General features: G+C 59.4%; 18 protein-coding genes and 2 tRNA genes. 12 read left to right on the top strand and 8 right to left on the bottom strand.

What is annotated here, in order from left to right:
• Positions 1-128 precede the first annotated feature (128 nt).
• From ACTZWY_RS06970 to ACTZWY_RS06980, 3 genes are all read right to left on the bottom strand, one after another.
• Positions 129-686 (bottom strand): YSC84-related protein, encoded by a 558-nt coding sequence (locus ACTZWY_RS06970; protein WP_444789974.1) that lies wholly within the window; start codon positions 684-686, stop codon positions 129-131.
• Between the two features lie 174 nt (positions 687-860).
• Positions 861-1,853, bottom strand: a complete 993-nt coding sequence (gene hemB / locus ACTZWY_RS06975) for a porphobilinogen synthase (RefSeq protein ID WP_444789975.1) — start codon at positions 1,851-1,853, stop codon at positions 861-863.
• A 245-nt stretch (positions 1,854-2,098) separates the two neighbouring features.
• Positions 2,099-2,182 (bottom strand) — tRNA-Tyr (locus tag ACTZWY_RS06980).
• Between the two features lie 166 nt (positions 2,183-2,348).
• On the opposite strand from ACTZWY_RS06980, the gene rlmB reads away from it, so the two are divergent.
• Together rlmB and ACTZWY_RS06990 are read left to right on the top strand one after the other, a co-directional pair.
• Positions 2,349-3,143, top strand: a complete 795-nt coding sequence (gene rlmB, locus ACTZWY_RS06985) for a 23S rRNA (guanosine(2251)-2'-O)-methyltransferase RlmB (RefSeq protein ID WP_444789976.1) — start codon at positions 2,349-2,351, stop codon at positions 3,141-3,143.
• The gene (locus ACTZWY_RS06990; RefSeq protein ID WP_444789977.1) at positions 3,140-3,724 is read left to right on the top strand and encodes a DUF2799 domain-containing protein; all 585 of its coding nucleotides are present in this window, start codon (positions 3,140-3,142) and stop codon (positions 3,722-3,724) included. Before rlmB ends, ACTZWY_RS06990 begins: the two co-directional genes overlap by 4 nt.
• Here ACTZWY_RS06990 and purN read toward each other — a convergent pair.
• Both purN and purM read right to left on the bottom strand, forming a co-directional pair.
• Positions 3,711-4,304: a phosphoribosylglycinamide formyltransferase gene (gene purN, locus ACTZWY_RS06995; protein WP_444789978.1), complete on the bottom strand. Its 594-nt coding sequence runs from the start codon at positions 4,302-4,304 to the stop codon at positions 3,711-3,713. The genes ACTZWY_RS06990 and purN overlap by 14 nt on opposite strands.
• Complete coding sequence (gene purM, locus ACTZWY_RS07000) at positions 4,301-5,347, bottom strand: phosphoribosylformylglycinamidine cyclo-ligase (protein ID WP_444789979.1); 1,047 nt, start codon at positions 5,345-5,347, stop codon at positions 4,301-4,303. Before purM ends, purN begins: the two co-directional genes overlap by 4 nt.
• 128 nt (positions 5,348-5,475) lie before the next feature.
• Here purM and ACTZWY_RS07005 point away from each other — a divergent pair.
• The 5 genes from ACTZWY_RS07005 (at position 5,476) to ACTZWY_RS07025 (ending at position 10,384) form a co-directional block, all read left to right on the top strand.
• Positions 5,476-5,552 (top strand) — tRNA-Ile (locus tag ACTZWY_RS07005).
• Positions 5,553-5,861: 309 nt separating this feature from the next.
• Positions 5,862-6,881: an amino acid ABC transporter substrate-binding protein gene (locus ACTZWY_RS07010; protein WP_444789980.1), complete on the top strand. Its 1,020-nt coding sequence runs from the start codon at positions 5,862-5,864 to the stop codon at positions 6,879-6,881.
• A 131-nt stretch (positions 6,882-7,012) separates the two neighbouring features.
• Positions 7,013-8,266, top strand: coding sequence for an amino acid ABC transporter permease (locus ACTZWY_RS07015; RefSeq protein ID WP_444790002.1), 1,254 nt, complete (start codon positions 7,013-7,015; stop codon positions 8,264-8,266).
• A gap of 2 nt (positions 8,267-8,268) precedes the next feature.
• Complete coding sequence (locus tag ACTZWY_RS07020) at positions 8,269-9,567, top strand: amino acid ABC transporter permease (protein WP_444789981.1); 1,299 nt, start codon at positions 8,269-8,271, stop codon at positions 9,565-9,567.
• A gap of 13 nt (positions 9,568-9,580) precedes the next feature.
• Entirely contained in the window at positions 9,581-10,384 is an 804-nt protein-coding gene (locus ACTZWY_RS07025) for an amino acid ABC transporter ATP-binding protein (protein WP_444789982.1), read from the top strand.
• Between the two features lie 46 nt (positions 10,385-10,430).
• Here ACTZWY_RS07025 and hemP read toward each other — a convergent pair whose 3' ends face one another.
• Positions 10,431-10,592, bottom strand: a complete 162-nt coding sequence (hemP, locus tag ACTZWY_RS07030) for a hemin uptake protein HemP (protein WP_444789983.1) — start codon at positions 10,590-10,592, stop codon at positions 10,431-10,433.
• A gap of 220 nt (positions 10,593-10,812) precedes the next feature.
• Here hemP and ACTZWY_RS07035 point away from each other — a divergent pair, with 220 nt between their 5' ends.
• The 5 genes from ACTZWY_RS07035 to ACTZWY_RS07055 all read left to right on the top strand — a co-directional run bounded on the left by ACTZWY_RS07035 (position 10,813) and on the right by ACTZWY_RS07055 (position 15,077).
• Complete coding sequence (locus ACTZWY_RS07035; protein ID WP_444789984.1) at positions 10,813-11,793, top strand: type I glyceraldehyde-3-phosphate dehydrogenase; 981 nt, start codon at positions 10,813-10,815, stop codon at positions 11,791-11,793.
• A gap of 165 nt (positions 11,794-11,958) precedes the next feature.
• On the top strand, positions 11,959-12,165 hold the full coding sequence (locus ACTZWY_RS07040; RefSeq protein ID WP_277803547.1) for a cold-shock protein: 207 nt from the start codon (positions 11,959-11,961) through the stop codon (positions 12,163-12,165).
• A 126-nt stretch (positions 12,166-12,291) separates the two neighbouring features.
• Positions 12,292-13,086, top strand: a complete 795-nt coding sequence (locus ACTZWY_RS07045) for an HAD family hydrolase (protein WP_444789985.1) — start codon at positions 12,292-12,294, stop codon at positions 13,084-13,086.
• The gene (ggpS, locus tag ACTZWY_RS07050) at positions 13,083-14,600 is read left to right on the top strand and encodes a glucosylglycerol-phosphate synthase (protein ID WP_444789986.1); all 1,518 of its coding nucleotides are present in this window, start codon (positions 13,083-13,085) and stop codon (positions 14,598-14,600) included. Before ACTZWY_RS07045 ends, ggpS begins: the two co-directional genes overlap by 4 nt.
• A gap of 162 nt (positions 14,601-14,762) precedes the next feature.
• Positions 14,763-15,077, top strand: a complete 315-nt coding sequence (locus ACTZWY_RS07055) for a hypothetical protein (protein WP_444789987.1) — start codon at positions 14,763-14,765, stop codon at positions 15,075-15,077.
• Between the two features lie 104 nt (positions 15,078-15,181).
• On the opposite strand, the gene ACTZWY_RS07060 is transcribed toward ACTZWY_RS07055, so the two are convergent.
• Positions 15,182-15,883 carry a hypothetical protein gene (locus tag ACTZWY_RS07060; protein ID WP_444789988.1) on the bottom strand — a complete coding sequence of 234 codons (702 nt, stop codon included), beginning with the start codon at positions 15,881-15,883 and terminating at the stop codon, positions 15,182-15,184.
• A gap of 83 nt (positions 15,884-15,966) precedes the next feature.
• Positions 15,967-17,271: a 3-deoxy-D-manno-octulosonic acid transferase gene (locus ACTZWY_RS07065; protein ID WP_444789989.1), complete on the bottom strand. Its 1,305-nt coding sequence runs from the start codon at positions 17,269-17,271 to the stop codon at positions 15,967-15,969.
• Between the last annotated feature and the right edge of the window lie 72 nt (positions 17,272-17,343).

Consider the following 17,343-nt stretch of genomic DNA (forward strand, 5'->3'; position numbering starts at 1 on the left):
ACGGGGCGGGGGCGTTCAATGGCATGCGCCCACACCCCATTCTGAACCCGGCGCAGTCGTCTGTTGAGCACGCGCAAAACCGGCGCGTAGGTTTGCGCACCATGCTGTAGTGCCCCCGATGGCCGGTGTCAGGGAATGATGCGCGCATAGCGCACACCGGCAAGGGATGCGCCCGCCAGCATGCCCGATTGGCCAAACACCACTGCGATGACGGGGGCAAATTGCGTTGTGGTTTCCGCCCCCATTGACCCCCCTTGTGACGGCGTGGCATAGCGCAGATCGGCGCTTGCGGCCCATCCTTCGGACATGCGAAAATCCTGCAGGGCCTGTTCGGTCATGAAAAACAGCGCATGTGCATATTGCTGCGCGCCCAGCTGAAACCCGACGCTGGCGCGCGTGGCGGAATAATAATCCACGGTGATGTCATCAATCCGCAAGGCCCCGCGCCCATAGGACCCGCCCACGAACAGGCCCGCTTCGGTGATGACAGGAATATACAAAATACCGCGTGCATTCTGGAACAATTCGTTCAGGGACGGGTAGGTGTTGCGCAAGAAGTCGCGTGCCGTGTCAACGCGCGCATCCAGTATGTCGGCCCCTTGTCCCCCGATCGGGTTGCCGCAGGCCGCAAGCAAGGCGGTTGCGCCAGTGCCAAGCATCAGGTTTCGGCGCGATAGCTGCATCATGGTTGTGTTTACCCTCTGTTCTGGCCCGTATTCGGGCTGCCTCTGACTACATGGTTGGCCCATGCGTATTTATCGCGCTTATGATACGGGGAATGCGCGCGCTTGTCATCTGTTTGAAGGCGGTGTCATAGTGTTGCGCGCAGTCTTGCCGGTGCCGGTCATCTGACGGGTGGGTTATTGCGCCAACAGTTGCGCCAGGCGCGGCGCAAAATAGGTCAGCACCCCGTCACAGCCCGCGCGCTTGAATGCCATCAGGCTTTCGAACATCGCTTTATCCCCGTCCAGCCAGCCATTCTGCGCCGCCGCCATCAACATGGCGTATTCACCCGAGACCTGATAGGCGAAAGTCGGCTGGCCGAACTGGTCCTTGACCGCGCGGCAAATATCCAGATAGGGCATGCCGGGCTTGACCATCACCATATCTGCGCCTTCATCCAGATCGCGCGCAACGCAGCGCAGGGCCTCTTCGCGGTTGGCAGGGTTGATCTGATAGGTGGCCTTGTCCCCGACCAGCCGCCCCGACGCGCCCACTGCATCGCGGAACGGCCCGTAAAATGCACTGGCGAATTTTGCCGCATAGGACAGGATGGCCACATGCTTGTGGCCCTGTGCCTCCAATGCCGTGCGCAGTGCCCCGATGCGCCCGTCCATCATGTCTGACGGCCCGAGGATATCTGCGCCCGCTTCTGCCTGGGCCAGCCCCATCTTGACCAGCGCCGCGACAGTTTCATCATTCAGGATTTCGCCATTCACCACCAGCCCGTCATGCCCGTTCGCATTATACGGGTCCAGCGCGATATCGGTCATGACCATCAAATCGGGAAATTCCGCCTTGAGCATGCGGATCGCACGATTGGTCAGGTTTTCGGGGTTCCACGCTTCCTCGCAGGTTTCCGTGCGCAAGGATGGGTCGGTATAGGGAAACAGGCAAATCGCTGGAATCCCAAGCGCCTGCGCCTTTTCTGCGGCGGGCAAAAGCCGGTCAAGCGACATGCGGCTGACACCGGGCAAAGAGGCGATCGGCTCGTCCATTGCAGTGCCATCGCGGATAAACGCAGGCCAGATCAGGTCCTTGGTGGTCAGGCCATGTTCCTGCACCATTTCACGCAAAGCACGGGTGCGGCGCAGGCGACGCATGCGGGTGACAGGAATTTGGGCTGATGACATGGGACGGGCCTTTCTGTTGACATAGGAATGTGTTGGCATGTCGAACACAAAAAAGGAAGCCCCGCCGGGCACCACCACTGCGTTGATGCGCCGCGCAGGTCAGGTTGTGGCTTCGCGTTGATCCCCGCGACCGACCATGCCACAGGCGCCTGCGTGAAATGCGTGTTGGATATTTGTTTGCAATCCCGCCACCCGGCGCGAAAGCTCCACCACCCCGAAACCATTTAAGTCATTGGTTTTGAAGGTGGTGGGCGACCCTGGAATCGAACCAGGCGTGGGTCTCCCCGGCGGAGTTACAGTCCGCTGCCGCACCTTGCAGCTCGTCGCCCTAATGTGGCGCTTCGATACCGAAGGGCCGAAGCAGCGTCAAGGGTCGAAACTGCAAGATTGCGCAGTTTATTTGTGTCCATGCTTTGGGGGGTTGATCCCGCGCGCGCGGCTGCGCATGGTCAGGAATGATTCACCTGTGATATGCGACCAAACTGGGGGCAAGGCATGAAGAAACCCGATTGGGTTATCGACAAGGAGAAGGCGCGGCGCGCGGCGCGGGCAGAAACGCTTTGGTTGTTTGGCCTGCATGCTGTGCGCGATGCACTGATGAACCCGATGCGCGAAAAACTGCGCCTTGTCGTGACATTGAACGCCGCCCAGAAACTGGAAGATGCGATTGCCGCCAGCGGGCTGACGCCTGAGATGTCGGATGCCCGCAAATTTGCCGCCCCGATCAGCGCAGACTCTGTTCATCAGGGTGCCGCACTGGAGGTTCGGCCATTGGACTGGGGAACGAGTGCGCAGCGCTGCGCGCCTGTGGACGGGGCCGGTCTGGTGGTGATTCTGGACCGCGTCAGCGACCCGCATAATGTGGGTGCGATTTTGCGGTCTGCCGAAGTGTTCGGCGCGCGTGCGGTGATTGCCACCCAGCGCCATGCCGCCCCCGAAACCGGCGCATTGGCCAAAACCGCCAGCGGCGCGCTGGAACGCCAGCCCTATTTACGGGTGCGCAATCTGGCCGAGGAAATGGAAAGCCTGAAGGACATGGGCTATATCCTCATTGGTCTGGATGGCGACGGGCCATTGACGCTTGGGCAAACACTGGCAGCGGTGCCGCCCGGGCCGGTGGGGCTGGTTCTGGGGGCCGAAGGGCCGGGGCTGCGCGACAAAACGCGCGAAACCTGTGATTACATCGCGCGTATTCCGGCGGCGGCGGATTTCGGGTCATTGAATGTGTCCAATGCGGCCGCTGTGGGGCTGTATGCCGCCAGTCTGGCGCAACCGGCCATAGTGACATGAAGGGGGCGGTGCTGGCGCTTCTGGCATTTTCGGCGCTGGCATCCTGTGCGTCGATCAGCCGGGAGGAATGCTTACAGGGCGACTGGGCCGCCATCGGGCTGCGCGACGGGGTGGCGGGCGAACGCGCCGACGCGCAATTTGACCGGCATGTGCGCCAATGCGCAAAAGTGGACGTGTCCCCGCAGCGCAGCGAATGGCAGCGCGGCTATGACCAGGGCTTGCAGCGGTTCTGCACGCCCTTGTCGGGACTGGCACAGGGGCAGGGCGGGCGCATCAACCGCAACCTGTGCCCCACAGCCTTGGCGGCAGGGTTTGACCAAGGCCATGCGCTTGGCCTGAGGGAGCATGCCCAACGCGCGCGGGTGCAGAATGTTCTGAATGAAATGAGCAGCTTGCGCGACAGAAATCATGTGATTGTTGCGGAATTGGCGGCGGGTGACAATGCGGGTCTGCGTGCCGAATTGAACAATAACCAGTCTGAATTGCTGCGTCTGCAACTGGACCTTGGGTTTGAACGCGTCGCCCTGTCGCGACTGGAGAGCGAGGTCAGGGCCTTCCGCGCGCTGTTTAGCGCAGGCTAAGCATGCCACGCTCGCCCATGGCGACGCGGCGCAAAACCGCAGGATACAGGCGGTGTTCCATGGGCAGGACGCGTGCGGCCAATGTTTCGGGCGTGTCACCCGGCAGCACCGGGACACGCGCCTGACCCAGAATCGGCCCGTCATCCAGTGCGGCGGTCACTTCATGCACCGTGCATCCCGCTTCGGTGTCGCCTGCGGCAATGGCGCGCGCATGGGTGTTCAACCCTTTGTATTTGGGCAACAGCGACGGGTGGATATTCAGCATCCGCCCTTCGAACCGCGCCACGAATTCAGGGGTCAGCACGCGCATGAACCCAGCCAAGGCGACAATATCGGGCTGTGCGTCCAGCAGCGGGCGCAGCAGCGCGTCTTCGAATGCGGCGCGGTCACGGCCGAAGGGGCGGTGGTCCATGGCGGCTGTTGGAATTCCCATGTCCTGCGCCTTGGTCAGGCCCGTGGCCGCAGGATCATTGGACAAAACCAGACAGGGGCGCGCGGGATGGTCGCCTTGCATGGAGTGCGCAAGCGCCACCATATTGGACCCGGACCCCGAAATCAGGATCGCAACGCGCAAACTCATACAAGGTGTCCGCTATAGCGGATTGCGTCCTCTTCGGTGACATGTCCGATACGCGATACGGTTTCGCCCGATTGCGTCAGCAATTCTGACAGCGCATCAGCACGCTCGGCCGCGACCACCAGCACCATGCCGATACCCGCATTGAAGGTTTTCAGCATCTCGGCCTGTTCCAGCCCGCCTGCCTGTGCCAGCCAGCCGAAAACCGGGGGCAGGGTCCATGTGCCCAGATCAATATCTGCGCCCAATCCTTCGGGCAGGACGCGCGGCAGGTTTTCGGTCAGGCCGCCACCCGTGATATGGGCCAGCGCATGCACCCCGCCCGCCCGGATCGCTGCCAATGCGGGTTTGACATACAGCCGCGTGGGCGCCAGCAGTTCCGCGCCCATGGTGCCAGTCCCGAAGGGGGCGGCGCTGTCCCAGTTCAGGCCAGCGTGGTCCACCACTTTGCGCACCAGGCTGTAGCCATTGGAATGCACGCCATCCGAGGCAAGCCCCAGCAGCACATCGCCCGCGCCCACCCCTGCGGGCAAGTCCGCCCCGCGTTCCATGGCCCCCACGGCAAAACCGGCCAGATCGAAATCCTTGGCATCATACATGCCGGGCATTTCTGCGGTTTCCCCACCAATCAGCGCGCAGCCCGACGCCTGGCAGCCTGTCGCAATGCCGGTAATGATTCGCGTGGCATCTGCGACATCCAGCTTGCCGGTGGCGAAATAATCCAGAAAGAACAGCGGTTCCGCGCCCTGACACACCAGATCGTTGACACACATGGCGACCAGATCAATCCCGATCGTGTCCAGATGGCCGGTGTCAATGGCGATGCGCAGCTTGGTTCCCACCCCGTCCGTGGCGGCCACCAGCACAGGGTCCTGATACCCCGCAGCTTTCAGGTCAAACAACGCGCCAAACCCCCCAAGGCCGGACATGACGCCCGCGCGCGCCGTGGCTTTTGCCGCGGGCTTGATGGCCTCGACCAATGCATTGCCTGCGTCAATATCGACACCCGCCTGGGCATAGCTTAGCCCGTTCTTTCCTTCTGACATGATCGCAGCCCTTCGCAGCAAGACATATGCTGCGCGCGATACCCGATTGCGCGCGTCAGGGCAACCGATCCAATGTGCAACAGGGTGCTTGACCAGCGCGCGCATTGTGCGTAGCAACACGCGCAGGCGGGCCTGTAGCTCAATTGGTTAGAGCAGAGCGCTCATAACGCTTTGGTTGGGGGTTCGAGTCCCTCCGGGCCTACCACGCCTTATTCCCCCCCCCTCGCTGTGACGTGGTGCCCGACGTCTTTGGCGCGTCGTCGCATTATGGACTGCCGCGTTAAGATCGAATGCTGTGCGTTTTAAGATGGGATGCCGCACATTGGCCTGCAAAGCGCGCTGTTTCAAGGCAGTTGGTCTGAATTGCTGGCATATGCGCATTTACAGGCTTGACCGATTTACGATTATCGGCGCAAACTTGCCGACAGTGAAAGGCTGTCATGGCTGAACACAATATCCCCCTGACAAACGGGGGACAGACCGCCGCCAAGGCGGCGACAACAGAGAGGTAAACATGAAGAAATCCGTATTCCTCGGCACTTTTGCCGCGACGTCGCTTATTGCGGGCCTTGCGCATGCGCAATCCACGCTGGAAACAGTGCAATCCCGCGGGGAGTTGAACTGCGGTGTTTCCACCGGGCTTGCAGGGTTTTCGGCCCCTGATGGCAATGGTGTATGGCAAGGTTTCGATGTGGACTATTGCCGCGCTGTGGCCGCAGCCGTCCTGAATGACCCGATGGCGGTGAATTTTGTTCCCACAACAGGGCAAACCCGTTTTTCGGCGCTGGCCTCTGGCGAAGTGGACATTCTGGCCCGCAACACCACATGGACCTTCTCGCGCGATGTTGACCTGAACTTCACCTTCGTCGGGACCAACTACTATGATGGTCAGGGCTTCATGGTCACGCGCGAACTGGGTGTCAGTTCAGCGCTGGAACTGGACGGTGCGACTGTGTGCATCCAAACCGGCACCACGACCGAGTTGAACCTTGCGGATTACTTCCGCGTCAATGGCATGGCCTATGAACCGGTGCCGATTGAAACCAACGCAGAAGCGCAGCAGCAATACCTTGCGGGTGCATGTGACGTTTACACCACCGATGTGTCCGGTCTGGCCGCAACGCGGGCGTCGTTTGCGAACCCGGCTGACCATGTCATCTTGCCGGAAGTCATTTCCAAAGAACCGCTTGGGCCAGCAGTGCGCCACGGTGATGACCAGTGGGCCGATATCACCCGCTGGACATTGTTTGCCCTGATCGCAGCCGAAGAACTGGGTGTGACCTCGGCCAATATCGATGAAATGAAGGCTGGCACGGACAATCCCGAAATCAACCGTCTGTTGGGTGCCGAAGGGGATCTGGGCGCGATGTTCGGTCTGGACAGCGAATGGGCCGTTCGCGCAATTGCGGCGGCTGGCAACTATGGCGAGATTTTCTCGGCCACGATCGGCGAGCAGACGCCCATCGGTCTGGCGCGTGGTCTGAACGCACAGTGGACACAAGGCGGCCTGCTCTACGCACCGCCCTTCCGCTAACAGGATATGAAACGCGCGCCCCTGTGGCGCGCGTTTTTTTATCGCCAATCCGTATTGTTTACTGAGCATGCTTTGGCCGCGCGATACGTCGCTGCCAAGGTCAGGAGTATATCATGTCCATCTCCGATGATGTGCGCAGCGCGACATCTGCCCCCAAACGGGCCTTCAGACTCAGCATGCTGTTGTATGACCAGCGCTACCGTTCCATCACAATTCAGGTGTTCTTCCTGTTCGCGCTGATGCTGGGGGCGGCGTGGCTGATTGATAACACTGTCAATAACCTGCGCGCGTTGGGGCGGGATTTCAGCTTCGCGTTTCTGAATGCGCCTGCAGGATATGACATAAACCAGCGCCCGATCGAGTATTCCAGCCAGATGACCCATGGACGCGCGGCTTTGGTGGGTTTTTTGAACACCATCATCCTTGCAGTCATGGCCTGCGCCCTTGCAACGGTTCTGGGGGTGATTGCGGGTGTGTTGCGGCTGTCCAATAACTGGATCGTCGGGCGTTTGATGACCGTCTATATTGAAGTGTTCCGCAACATCCCCACGCTGCTGTGGATCCTGATTTTCGGCGCCATCATGACCGAGGCCATGCCCGCACCAAGTGCGTTTCGCGGCGATGACCCCGCCGCCAGCATGCTATTTTCTGAATCTGTCGCAATTACCAATCGCGGCGTTTACATCCCTTCAATCCAGTTTCTGCGCGATCTGGGGGATTTGCAGCTTGGCCCCGTTGCCCCATCGTTGAACTGGCTGCTGATTCTGGTGGTGCTGATTGCGGGGGTCTATGCCAACAAACGGCTGATCGCACATGCAACGGCTGTGCAAAATGCCACCGGCATTCGTCCGAAAACATGGTGGAAAAGCATTCTTGTTCTGCTGGGGCCGGTTGTTGTTATCTTCATGGCACTTGGCGCGCATCTTGAATACCCCGAACTGCGCGGGTTCAATTTCGCCGGTGGAACATATTTGCGCAATTCGCTGATTGCGATGTGGCTGGGCCTTGGCATCTATACAGGCGCTTTCGTCGCGGAAAACGTGCGCGCGGGCATTCTGGCAATTTCCAAGGGCCAGACCGAAGCGGCCTTCGCGTTGGGAATGCAGCCGGGAAAAACCATGCGCCTTGTGATTTTGCCGCAAGCGCTGCGCGTGATCATCCCGCCGCTGATTTCGCAATACCTGAACATCACCAAGAACACCTCTTTGGGGCTGGCAGTGGGGTATATGGATTTGCGGTCCACCTTGGGCGGCATCACCATCAACCAGACCGGACGAGAGTTGGAGGGCATGCTGTTGATGATGCTGATCTATCTGGCCATCAGCCTGACCATTTCAGGGGCGATGAATGTTTATAATTCCCGTGTCAAACTGAAGGAGCGATAGTCATGAGCGACACCCACGCACAGACCGTCGCCTATGTGCGCCAAAGCATGTTGCCTGAAAAACCGGCCCCCATCGCGCAAAAAGGTGCAGTCAAATGGCTGCGTGAAAACCTGTTTTCGGGCTGGTTGAACAGCCTTCTGACCGTGTTTTCGCTGCTGGCAATCTGGTATATGCTCTCGGCTATCGGGCCGTGGTTGCTCAATACCGTGTGGAATGCGCAATCCCTGCGCGAATGCCGCGAGGTTCTGGACGGGACCAGCGGGGCGTGCTTTGCCGTCATCCGCGACAGGTGGCACCAGTTGCTGTTCGGCTTCTACCCGCCGCAGCATTACTGGCGGCCAGTGCTGTCGCTGGTGCTGTTGTTTGTTGCATTGGCCCCTGTGCTGTTCAGCCAGTTGCCGCGCAAATTATTGGGTTTTTCGGCGCTATATCCGTTTGTGGCCTATCAGCTGCTATGGGGCGGGTCGGTCTGGCTGCCCATCTCGGTGATTTTGGGCTTTGTGTTGGGCTATGTTGCCTTTCGCCTGTTGGCCAAATTTGCACCGCTTCTTGCAATTACCGGGGCAATTCTGGTGCCGGTATTGTGGTGGGTGCTGTTTGCAGGGGGCTTCACGGCTGCGATGACGTCGGTTGCGCCGATCGGGCTGGAATTCGTGCGCTCTGACAGGTTTGGCGGGTTCCTGATTTCGCTGGTCATCGGGGTTACCGGCATTTCGCTGTCGCTGCCCATTGGTATTTTGCTGGCTTTGGGCCGCCAGTCCGACATGGTGTTTCTGAAATCCGTCTGTGTGATGGTGATTGAATTCATCCGGGGTGTGCCGCTTATTACACTTCTGTTCACCGCCTCGTTGCTGCTGAACTATTTTCTGCCGCCGGGCACGGCCTTTGACCTGATCTTGCGCGTGATCATCATGGTGACGCTGTTTGCATCCGCCTATATGGCCGAGGTTATTCGCGGTGGCCTTGCTGCCCTGCCAAAGGGCCAATACGAGGCCGCAGACGCGCTGGGGCTGGATTACTGGAAGGCGCAGCGCCTGATCATCATGCCGCAGGCGCTGAAAATCTCGATCCCCGGAATCGTCAATACGTTTATCGGCCTGTTCAAGGACACGACGCTGGTTGTCTTTATCGGGTTGCTGGACCCCATCGGCCTGTCCAATGCCATTCGTGCCGATACGAACTGGAACGGCATCTATTGGGAATTGTTCATCTTCATCGGGGCTTTGTTCTTCATCTTCTGCTTCGGCATGTCGCGCTATTCCATGTATCTGGAACGCAAGCTGAAAACGGATCACAGGTAAAAGGGGTCGCATCATGACCGAAACAAAAATTGAAATCCCGGTGGATCGTGAAATCAACGCCAGCCAGATGCAAATCAGCGACGAGGTGGCGATTCAGATCACCGGCATGAACAAATGGTATGGCACGTTTCATGTGCTGCGCGACATTGACATGACCGTCAACCGTGGCGAACGGATTGTCATTTGCGGGCCGTCCGGGTCGGGCAAGTCAACGCTGATCCGCTGCATCAACCGGCTGGAGGAACATCAGGCCGGGCAGATCATCGTTGATGGCACCGAACTGACCGGCGACCTGAAGAATATCGACAAGGTGCGTTCCGAGGTCGGCATGGTGTTTCAGCATTTCAACCTGTTTCCCCATCTGACGATTCTGGAAAACTGCACCCTTGCGCCGATTTGGGTGCGCAAGACCCCCAAGCGCGAGGCCGAGGAAATTGCCATGCATTTTCTGGAGAAGGTCAAAATTCCCGAACAGGCGCTGAAATATCCCGGCCAGTTGTCGGGCGGCCAGCAACAGCGCGTTGCCATTGCGCGGTCGCTGTGCATGAAACCCCGGATCATGCTGTTTGACGAACCCACATCCGCGCTGGACCCGGAAATGATCAAGGAAGTTCTGGACACCATGATCGCGCTTGCCGAAGAAGGCATGACCATGTTGTGCGTGACCCATGAGATGGGCTTTGCGCAAGCGGTGGCAAACCGCGTTATCTTCATGGACCAGGGGCAGATTGTGGAACAGAACGAACCGCGGGAGTTTTTCAACAACCCCAAATCAGACAGGACCAAGCTGTTCCTAAGCCAAATTCTGGGGCATTGACGCTGCAGAAAGTCCAAGGGAACGGGGGCCTGGATGGCCCCCGTTTCTATTTGGTCAGGATCAGTTTTCCCGCGCGGGTAATGCGCAGTTGATAGGTCTTGCCATCCAGAACAATCTGGGCAAGTGCGCCGCCGCGTGTCAGGGAATAGACGTCATGGACAGGCGGCGTCTGGGTTGGTTGCGGGTCAAAACGGGTTATCGCATTCATGCGCGGGGCCTTTCTGGTCTGTTTGGTTCGGCACGTTTGCTGACCTGTGGGCTGGCTGTTGCCTTAATAGATGACAAAAATACTTGGCTTTGTCAAATCCCGATTAATACTATCGGAAAAGGGTTTTTCTGATGTGATGGCCAGTGTTGCGCTTGCAACCAGACGGGTTTTCAGCACAACTGCGCCCCTGTATCTTTGAATCGGGGCAGGGGGCCTGTCGATGCTGAGGGTGGCCATAAACGGGTTTGGGCGCATCGGGCGCACAGTGGTGCGGGCCTGGCTGCAAGGCGGCTGGCCGAATATCCAGATTGTTGCGGTCAATGATATCGCCAGCGCCGCCGATTGCGCCTATCTGTTCGAATATGATTCGGTTTTCGGGCCGTTTGCGGGGGGGGTCGCCTTGCAAGACGGGCAGCTGATTGTTGCCGGGCGCAGCTTGCGCCTGACCCATGCTGCCGACCTGTCCGATGTTGATTTGTCAGATGTCGATCTGGTGATGGAATGCACAGGCCATGCTGACACGGTGGATGTGGCCCGCAGGGGGCTTCGCGCGGGCGCGCGCCGCGTTCTTGTCTCCGGCCCGTCCAGTGCAGCTCAGGTCACGGTGGTTCTGGGGGCAAATGACAGCGTGCTGACGCCTGACCATACCCTGATTTCAAACGCATCTTGCACCACCAATGCGCTGGCCCCCCTTGCCAAATTGCTGGATGACCATTGGGGCATTCAGACCGGGTTCATGACCACTGTGCATTGCTACACTGGCAGCCAGCCCAGTGTTGACGCCCCGCGCGGGGACCCGGCACGCTCGCGCGCGGCCGCGCTGTCCATGGTGCCCACAACCACCAGCGCGCAGCGTCTTGTTGAACATGTGTTGCCGCAATTGACGGGCCGGTTGCTGGGGGCGGCGGTGCGCGTGCCCACAGCGTCCGTTTCGGCGGTGGATTTGTCGGTCATGCTGGCGCGTCCGGCCACGCTGGCGCAGGTGAATGATGTGTTGCGCGGTGCGGGCGGTGTCATCGGCTGGACCGAAAAGCCGCTTGTTTCCACAGACTTGCGCGCCCGCCCCGAAAGCGTGATCATGGCGCTGCCTGAAACCCAGATGACCCATGGCGGCATGCTGCGTGTTTTTGGCTGGTATGACAATGAATGGGGGTTTTCATGCCGCATGCTGGACATGGCCAAACGGATTTCACTGCTATAGCTGCGATTTCGGTTGCATTTTCAGCGCGAATCCCGCAAAATAATTGCGCGACGTTACCACTATCGACCACTGTTCTCCGACCTCGGCCACAGTCACTTCGATCTTGCACTGACTGAGCCGGGCTGCCGCATGTCGTGGGCAGCATACTTACCAGGAGACATCACCATGGCCAATGGCACAGTGAAATGGTTCAACGCCACCAAAGGTTACGGTTTCATCCAGCCTGAAGGCGGGGCAAAAGACATTTTTGTTCACATCTCGGCTGTTGAGCGTGCAGGTCTGCGCGGTCTGGAAGATGGTCAGAAAGTGACCTTCGATCTGGAAAAAAGCCGCGATGGCCGTGAATCTGCTTCGAATTTGGCGCTGGCATAAGCCACAGCTGCCAAATTTTAGGCATAAGATTTGAAAAACCGCCCATTTATTGGGCGGTTTTTGTTTTTTCACCTGAAAATTCCCTTGAATCGGGGCGATTGGTGGCAATTCGGGGCGATGCGCCACATGTTGAATACCATGCAGATGAACCAAAAATACAGCGACCCTGTTGCGCAATGCGACATGGTGCTGGCCACCGATCTGGATGGCACATTTCTGGGCGGGTCGGCGGCAGCGCGCAAAACCTTGTATGACTGGCTGCGCGCCCATGCCCCGCATACCCGCCTTATCTTCGTTACCGGGCGCGACCCTGATTTCATCAGCGCGCTATGTGCAAATGGTGAAATCCCCGCACCTGAATATGTGATTGGCGATGTTGGCACGACGATCGCGCGGTTCAGCGACGGGCGCGTGCATCCGCTTGATGATCTGGAAGCGCCCATTGCCGATGCGTGGCGCGACCATGGCAACACCGTCAGGGACCGGCTGCGCGGCATTAGCGGGCTAAGGTTGCAGACCGCGCCGTTCCGCTACCGGCTGTCTTATGAATATGGCGCAGGGTTCGACCCTGACAGCCTTGAGGTGTTACACGGGCTGGAAGTGGATATCCTGATCTCGCATGGGTGTTTTGTGGATATCCTGCCCAAAGGCGTCAGCAAAGGGCCGTCCTTGCTGCGGCTGATTGCACATCTGGGCTTGCCTGCCGACAAGGTTCTGGTGGCCGGCGATACGCTGAACGACCTGTCCATGTTTCAAACTGGCCTGCATGGTGCCGTTGTCGGCGGCGCAGAGGCAGAACTGCTGGCCGCGACCCGCAGCCTGCCGCGCGCGCGCCACTGCGCCGAACACGGGGCTGGCGGCATTCTGGAAGCGATTGCCGCCTTCAGCCTGCACCCCACCCCCCCAAAGGTGACTTCATGAAATCCGATCTTGTCATTGTCTATCATCGTCAACCTTATGAAGAAGTGGTTGAAGGCGGCATAACCCGCTACCGTGAAAATTCCAGCCCCAACGGTATTGTGCCCACCTTGAAGGGGTTTTTGGGCACAGCGCAACGCGGCGCGTGGGTCGCATGGAAGGAATGCGCGGATACATCCGCCCCCGGTTTCGACCCGGTGATCGAAATTTCGGACAGTTTCGGCACCTATACGGTCAGTCGGCTTCCGTTGACCAAAGAACAGGTCCGCAGCTTTTATCATGTCACCTCGAAAGAGGCATTCTGGCCCATCCTGCACGGGTTCAAGGAACGCTATAATTACGATCCCGTGGATTGGCCCACATTCCGGTCGGTCAACTGGGCCTTTGCGGAAGCGGCGGCAGAACAGGCCACAGATGACGCGGTGATCTGGATACATGACTATAATCTTTGGCTTGTGCCGGGGTATTTGCGCCAGCTGAAGCCTGATGCGACAATCTGCTTTTTCCACCACACGCCGTTTCCGGGGCCGGACATGTTCAATGTTCTGCCATGGCGGGGCGAAATTATCGACAGTTTGCTGGCCTGCGATTCCGTGGGCTTCCATATTCCGCGCTATGCGCAGAACTTCGCCGCAGTGGTGCGCAGCCTGAAGGCCGCGCGACTGGTCGAAGAAGCCGAAACCCCGCCGCGCATGCTGGCCACCGGCGGCGCATTAAACGACAGGCTTATTCCGCTGGAGCTGGATTTGGGCGGCAAACGCACGCGCATTCACACCAACCCGGTGGGCGTGAATTTTGACCATATCGAGACCCTTGCCGCACGGCCTGACCTGCGCACCCGTGTTGACGAAATTCGCGCTGATCTGGGCGATTGTAAACTGGTTTTGTCCGTGTCGCGCACGGATTATACCAAGGGCAATATCCAGCAACTTGAAGCGTTTGACCGCTTGCTGCAGCGCCGCCGTGACTTGCATGGCAAGGTGCGGCTGATGCTTGTCTCCGTGGGCGCAAACCGCAACATGACCGCCTATGCGGAGGTGCAGGAACAAATTGAATCCCTGACCGGGCGTATCAACGGCACTTATGGCAGTTTCGACTGGCAGCCGGTGTCGCTGATTTCGCGCGCCATACCGTTGGAACAGCTGGTGGCCTATTACGCGGCTGCAGATGTGACATCCATTACCCCGCTGGCAGATGGGCTGAATCTGGTCGCCTCGGAATTTTGCGCTGCGCGCGATGCGCAGCGACCCGGTGCCTTGGTGCTGTCGGAATTTGCGGGCTGCGCGGTGTTGCTGGACGGGGCCATTCCGGTGAACCCGTTTTCAGCAGCGTCCATGGATAGCGGGCTGGAACAAGCCCTTGCCATGACCGAGGACGAAGCCAAAGCGCGCATGCACGCATTGCGCAAATCCGCGAAAGCGTGGGATATCGGCACATGGACGCAGCGCGAAATCGCCCATTTCAAAAGCTTGCGGATCACGCGCAGCGCGGGTAAAGCGACACCAAGTGCCGCGTGATGCGGCATTTATGACCAGACCTGCCGCGAGAGGCGGATTATTGCAGATACGATGAAATTTTCATCAAATTCTTGCATGCAGTTGCGTGCTTCCATGCTATAGCAGGGCTGGCGCCAGGGGTGGGGCCATAACCTTTTTGATACTGGTCGTGCCGCATTCATCATGTCCTGTTCCTTTCTCGCGCATATGACCGACGCCGCGGCTTTGGCGGTTCTGGATTCGGAGCAGTCAGTCACGGACCTTCCCGCAGTTTTGGCGCGCCAATGGCCGGCAGCACCGGCGCTTGAAATGGTGCTGGCAATTTCATCGGCCTGCGATGCGATTGAAGGAATGTATCAGCTGCAAGGGGAAGGCGCCGCGCGTGTTCAGCAGGCATGGCGCATTGCCGCACTTGTGGGCGCGCAGGTCTATGCAGCGCAAAAACTGGGCCAGCCCCATGACACCGCCGCAGATTTGCTGGCGTTCTGGAACCGGTGACCCTGACGCTGTGGCGCGCTTTTGATGGACTTCACCATAATATCTGCAAACGCGGTGCGCGCTGATCGCGCGCCGCGTTTGTTAGACATAAGTCGTTTTGGATGTCAGGCTTTGGTGCCGGTTTTCGCTTCATATTCAGCGGCTTCTGCCAGCCATTCGGCCGCATAATCCACGTCCTGCCATTCCTTGAACCAAGGGCCGCCGCGCGTGTGATGCACTGCTTGCGGATACCCTTGCGCGGGTTTGTCATACCAGCCTTCCAGCCAGTTCCAGCCCGTGGGCAATGCGCCGATTTCATCATCCTGCGCCCATTGCATGCGGTGAAGATAGGCCCCGCTTTCGCGGTTCACCAGCTCGGGTGTCAGCTGTTTGGTGGACGGATGGCCACAATTCATCAGCATGAAGGACGACCAGTTCTTGCGCGGATAGGCCGATTGCGGAACCCCGTCCATTTTGGTGGTTTCCTTGGGCTTGTAGTCATGCTGAACACACAGGACCGCATATTTCGGGTCCATATACTCTTGCAATTCCGCAACATCGCCAAAGAACAGGAAATCGCAATCCACGAATATGGCCCAGCCGTCATAGCCTGCCAGATGCGGCACAAGGAACCGCGAATAGGTGAATTCGGTTGACGCCAGCGGGTCTATCTCGCGGGTATACAGGCCTTGCTCTACCAGATCATCCAGCTTGATGGGAACCACCTCGACAGGGATAGAGGCGTGCTTCTCAAGCGACTGTTTGGCGACCTGATAGGCGATATCCTCTCTCGAATCCCAGCCGATATAGACGCGAAGTTTATCCATGGACATAATCCCCTTACATGTGCGCGCGTTGGGCTGTGTGTATCAACTTCGCCCAAGCGGGAAAACCCGAAATTCGCGGGCGGTTAGCGGGGGGGCGCCAGCATGCGCAAAATCGACGACAGCGCCTTGTCCAAGGGTTGCATGTTTTGCTCCTGCACGCGGTGCGCCCCGGCCAGGAACGGCGCGCGAAATTCAGGGGATTGCGCGTCACAAACCGCCTGCGCCATTTGCGCGGGGTCTGCCACTTCCAGCGCGCCGCCTTCGGCGTGCAGCCGGTCATAGGCTTCGCGGAAATTGGCCACAGTCGGGCCATGCACGATCATGCAATCCAGCGCTACCGCTTCAAACGGGTTCTTGCCGCCCAGTATTCGGTCAGGCAGCGGAAGCGACTGCCCGGTATAGGCCACGGGCGCCAAGCGATACCACAGCCCCATTTCGCCAATGCTGTCCGCGATATACACTTGCGTCCGGGGGGTGATCGCATCGCCGTTTGACCGGCGCGCAACGCGGTCCGCGCCAAAACGTTCCCGCGCCATGGCCTGCGTTTTGTCGGCGTCGCGCATCTGGCGCGGGGCAATGATCATCAGCATGTCGGGCAGCTGTTCACAGGCCAGTGTATGCGCGTCAAAAAGCTGGTCTTCCTCGGTTGCGCGGGTGGATGCGGCCAGCCAGCGGGGGCGCGCACCCATGGCTGAATCCAGTTTCTCGCGTTCGGCGGGCACATCCGGCAAGGGGTCTGATGCGGCTTTCAGAACACCTGTGACCTGAAGCTTGTCCATCGGTGCGCCCAGATCCCGGAACAGCTCATGCGAGGCGCTGTCCTGCACATGGATGTCGTCAAACAGGTTCATCAGCCAGCCATTGGCCGCAGGGGCACGGCGCCTGCGCCTGTAGCGGCGCGGGGTGACATGGGTGTTCAGCAAGATCATGGGACAGCCGCGCGCCTTGGCGGCCATCAGGATGCGTGGCCACAGATCGGCTTCCGCTATGGCGGTCAGGTCGGGGCGCCAATGGTCCATGAAACGGCGCACGGCGGCGGGGGTGTCCACGGGCATGTATTGATGGATCACGCCATCTGGCAGGGCGCGTTTTTCCAGCGCCTGCGCCGAGGCCTGCGTGATGGTTGTCAGAAGGATGGTCACATCCGGGCGTTGCGCGCGCAAGCGCGCAATCAGTGTCAGCAGCGCCACGGATTCGCCCACGCTGACACCATGCATCCAGATCAGCGGCCCGTCCGGGCGGGGTTGGCTGGCATGGCCCCATTTTTCCGCCAGCCGCGCGCTGTCTTCCTTGCCCTGTTTGGCGCGCGACCGCAGCGCCAGCGCCCAAAGTGGCGGCGATACCCATGACAGGGCCAGGTAAAGGGAAATCAGGGCCGGTTTGCGCATCGCTGTCTTCCAGATGTCGGTATGCGCCGCTTTGGGCGACCTGCCCTAAGTGCCGCATGATGCAACATGCCG

Source organism: Roseinatronobacter sp. NSM, from assembly GCF_052379845.1.
GTDB lineage: Bacteria > Pseudomonadota > Alphaproteobacteria > Rhodobacterales > Rhodobacteraceae > Roseinatronobacter.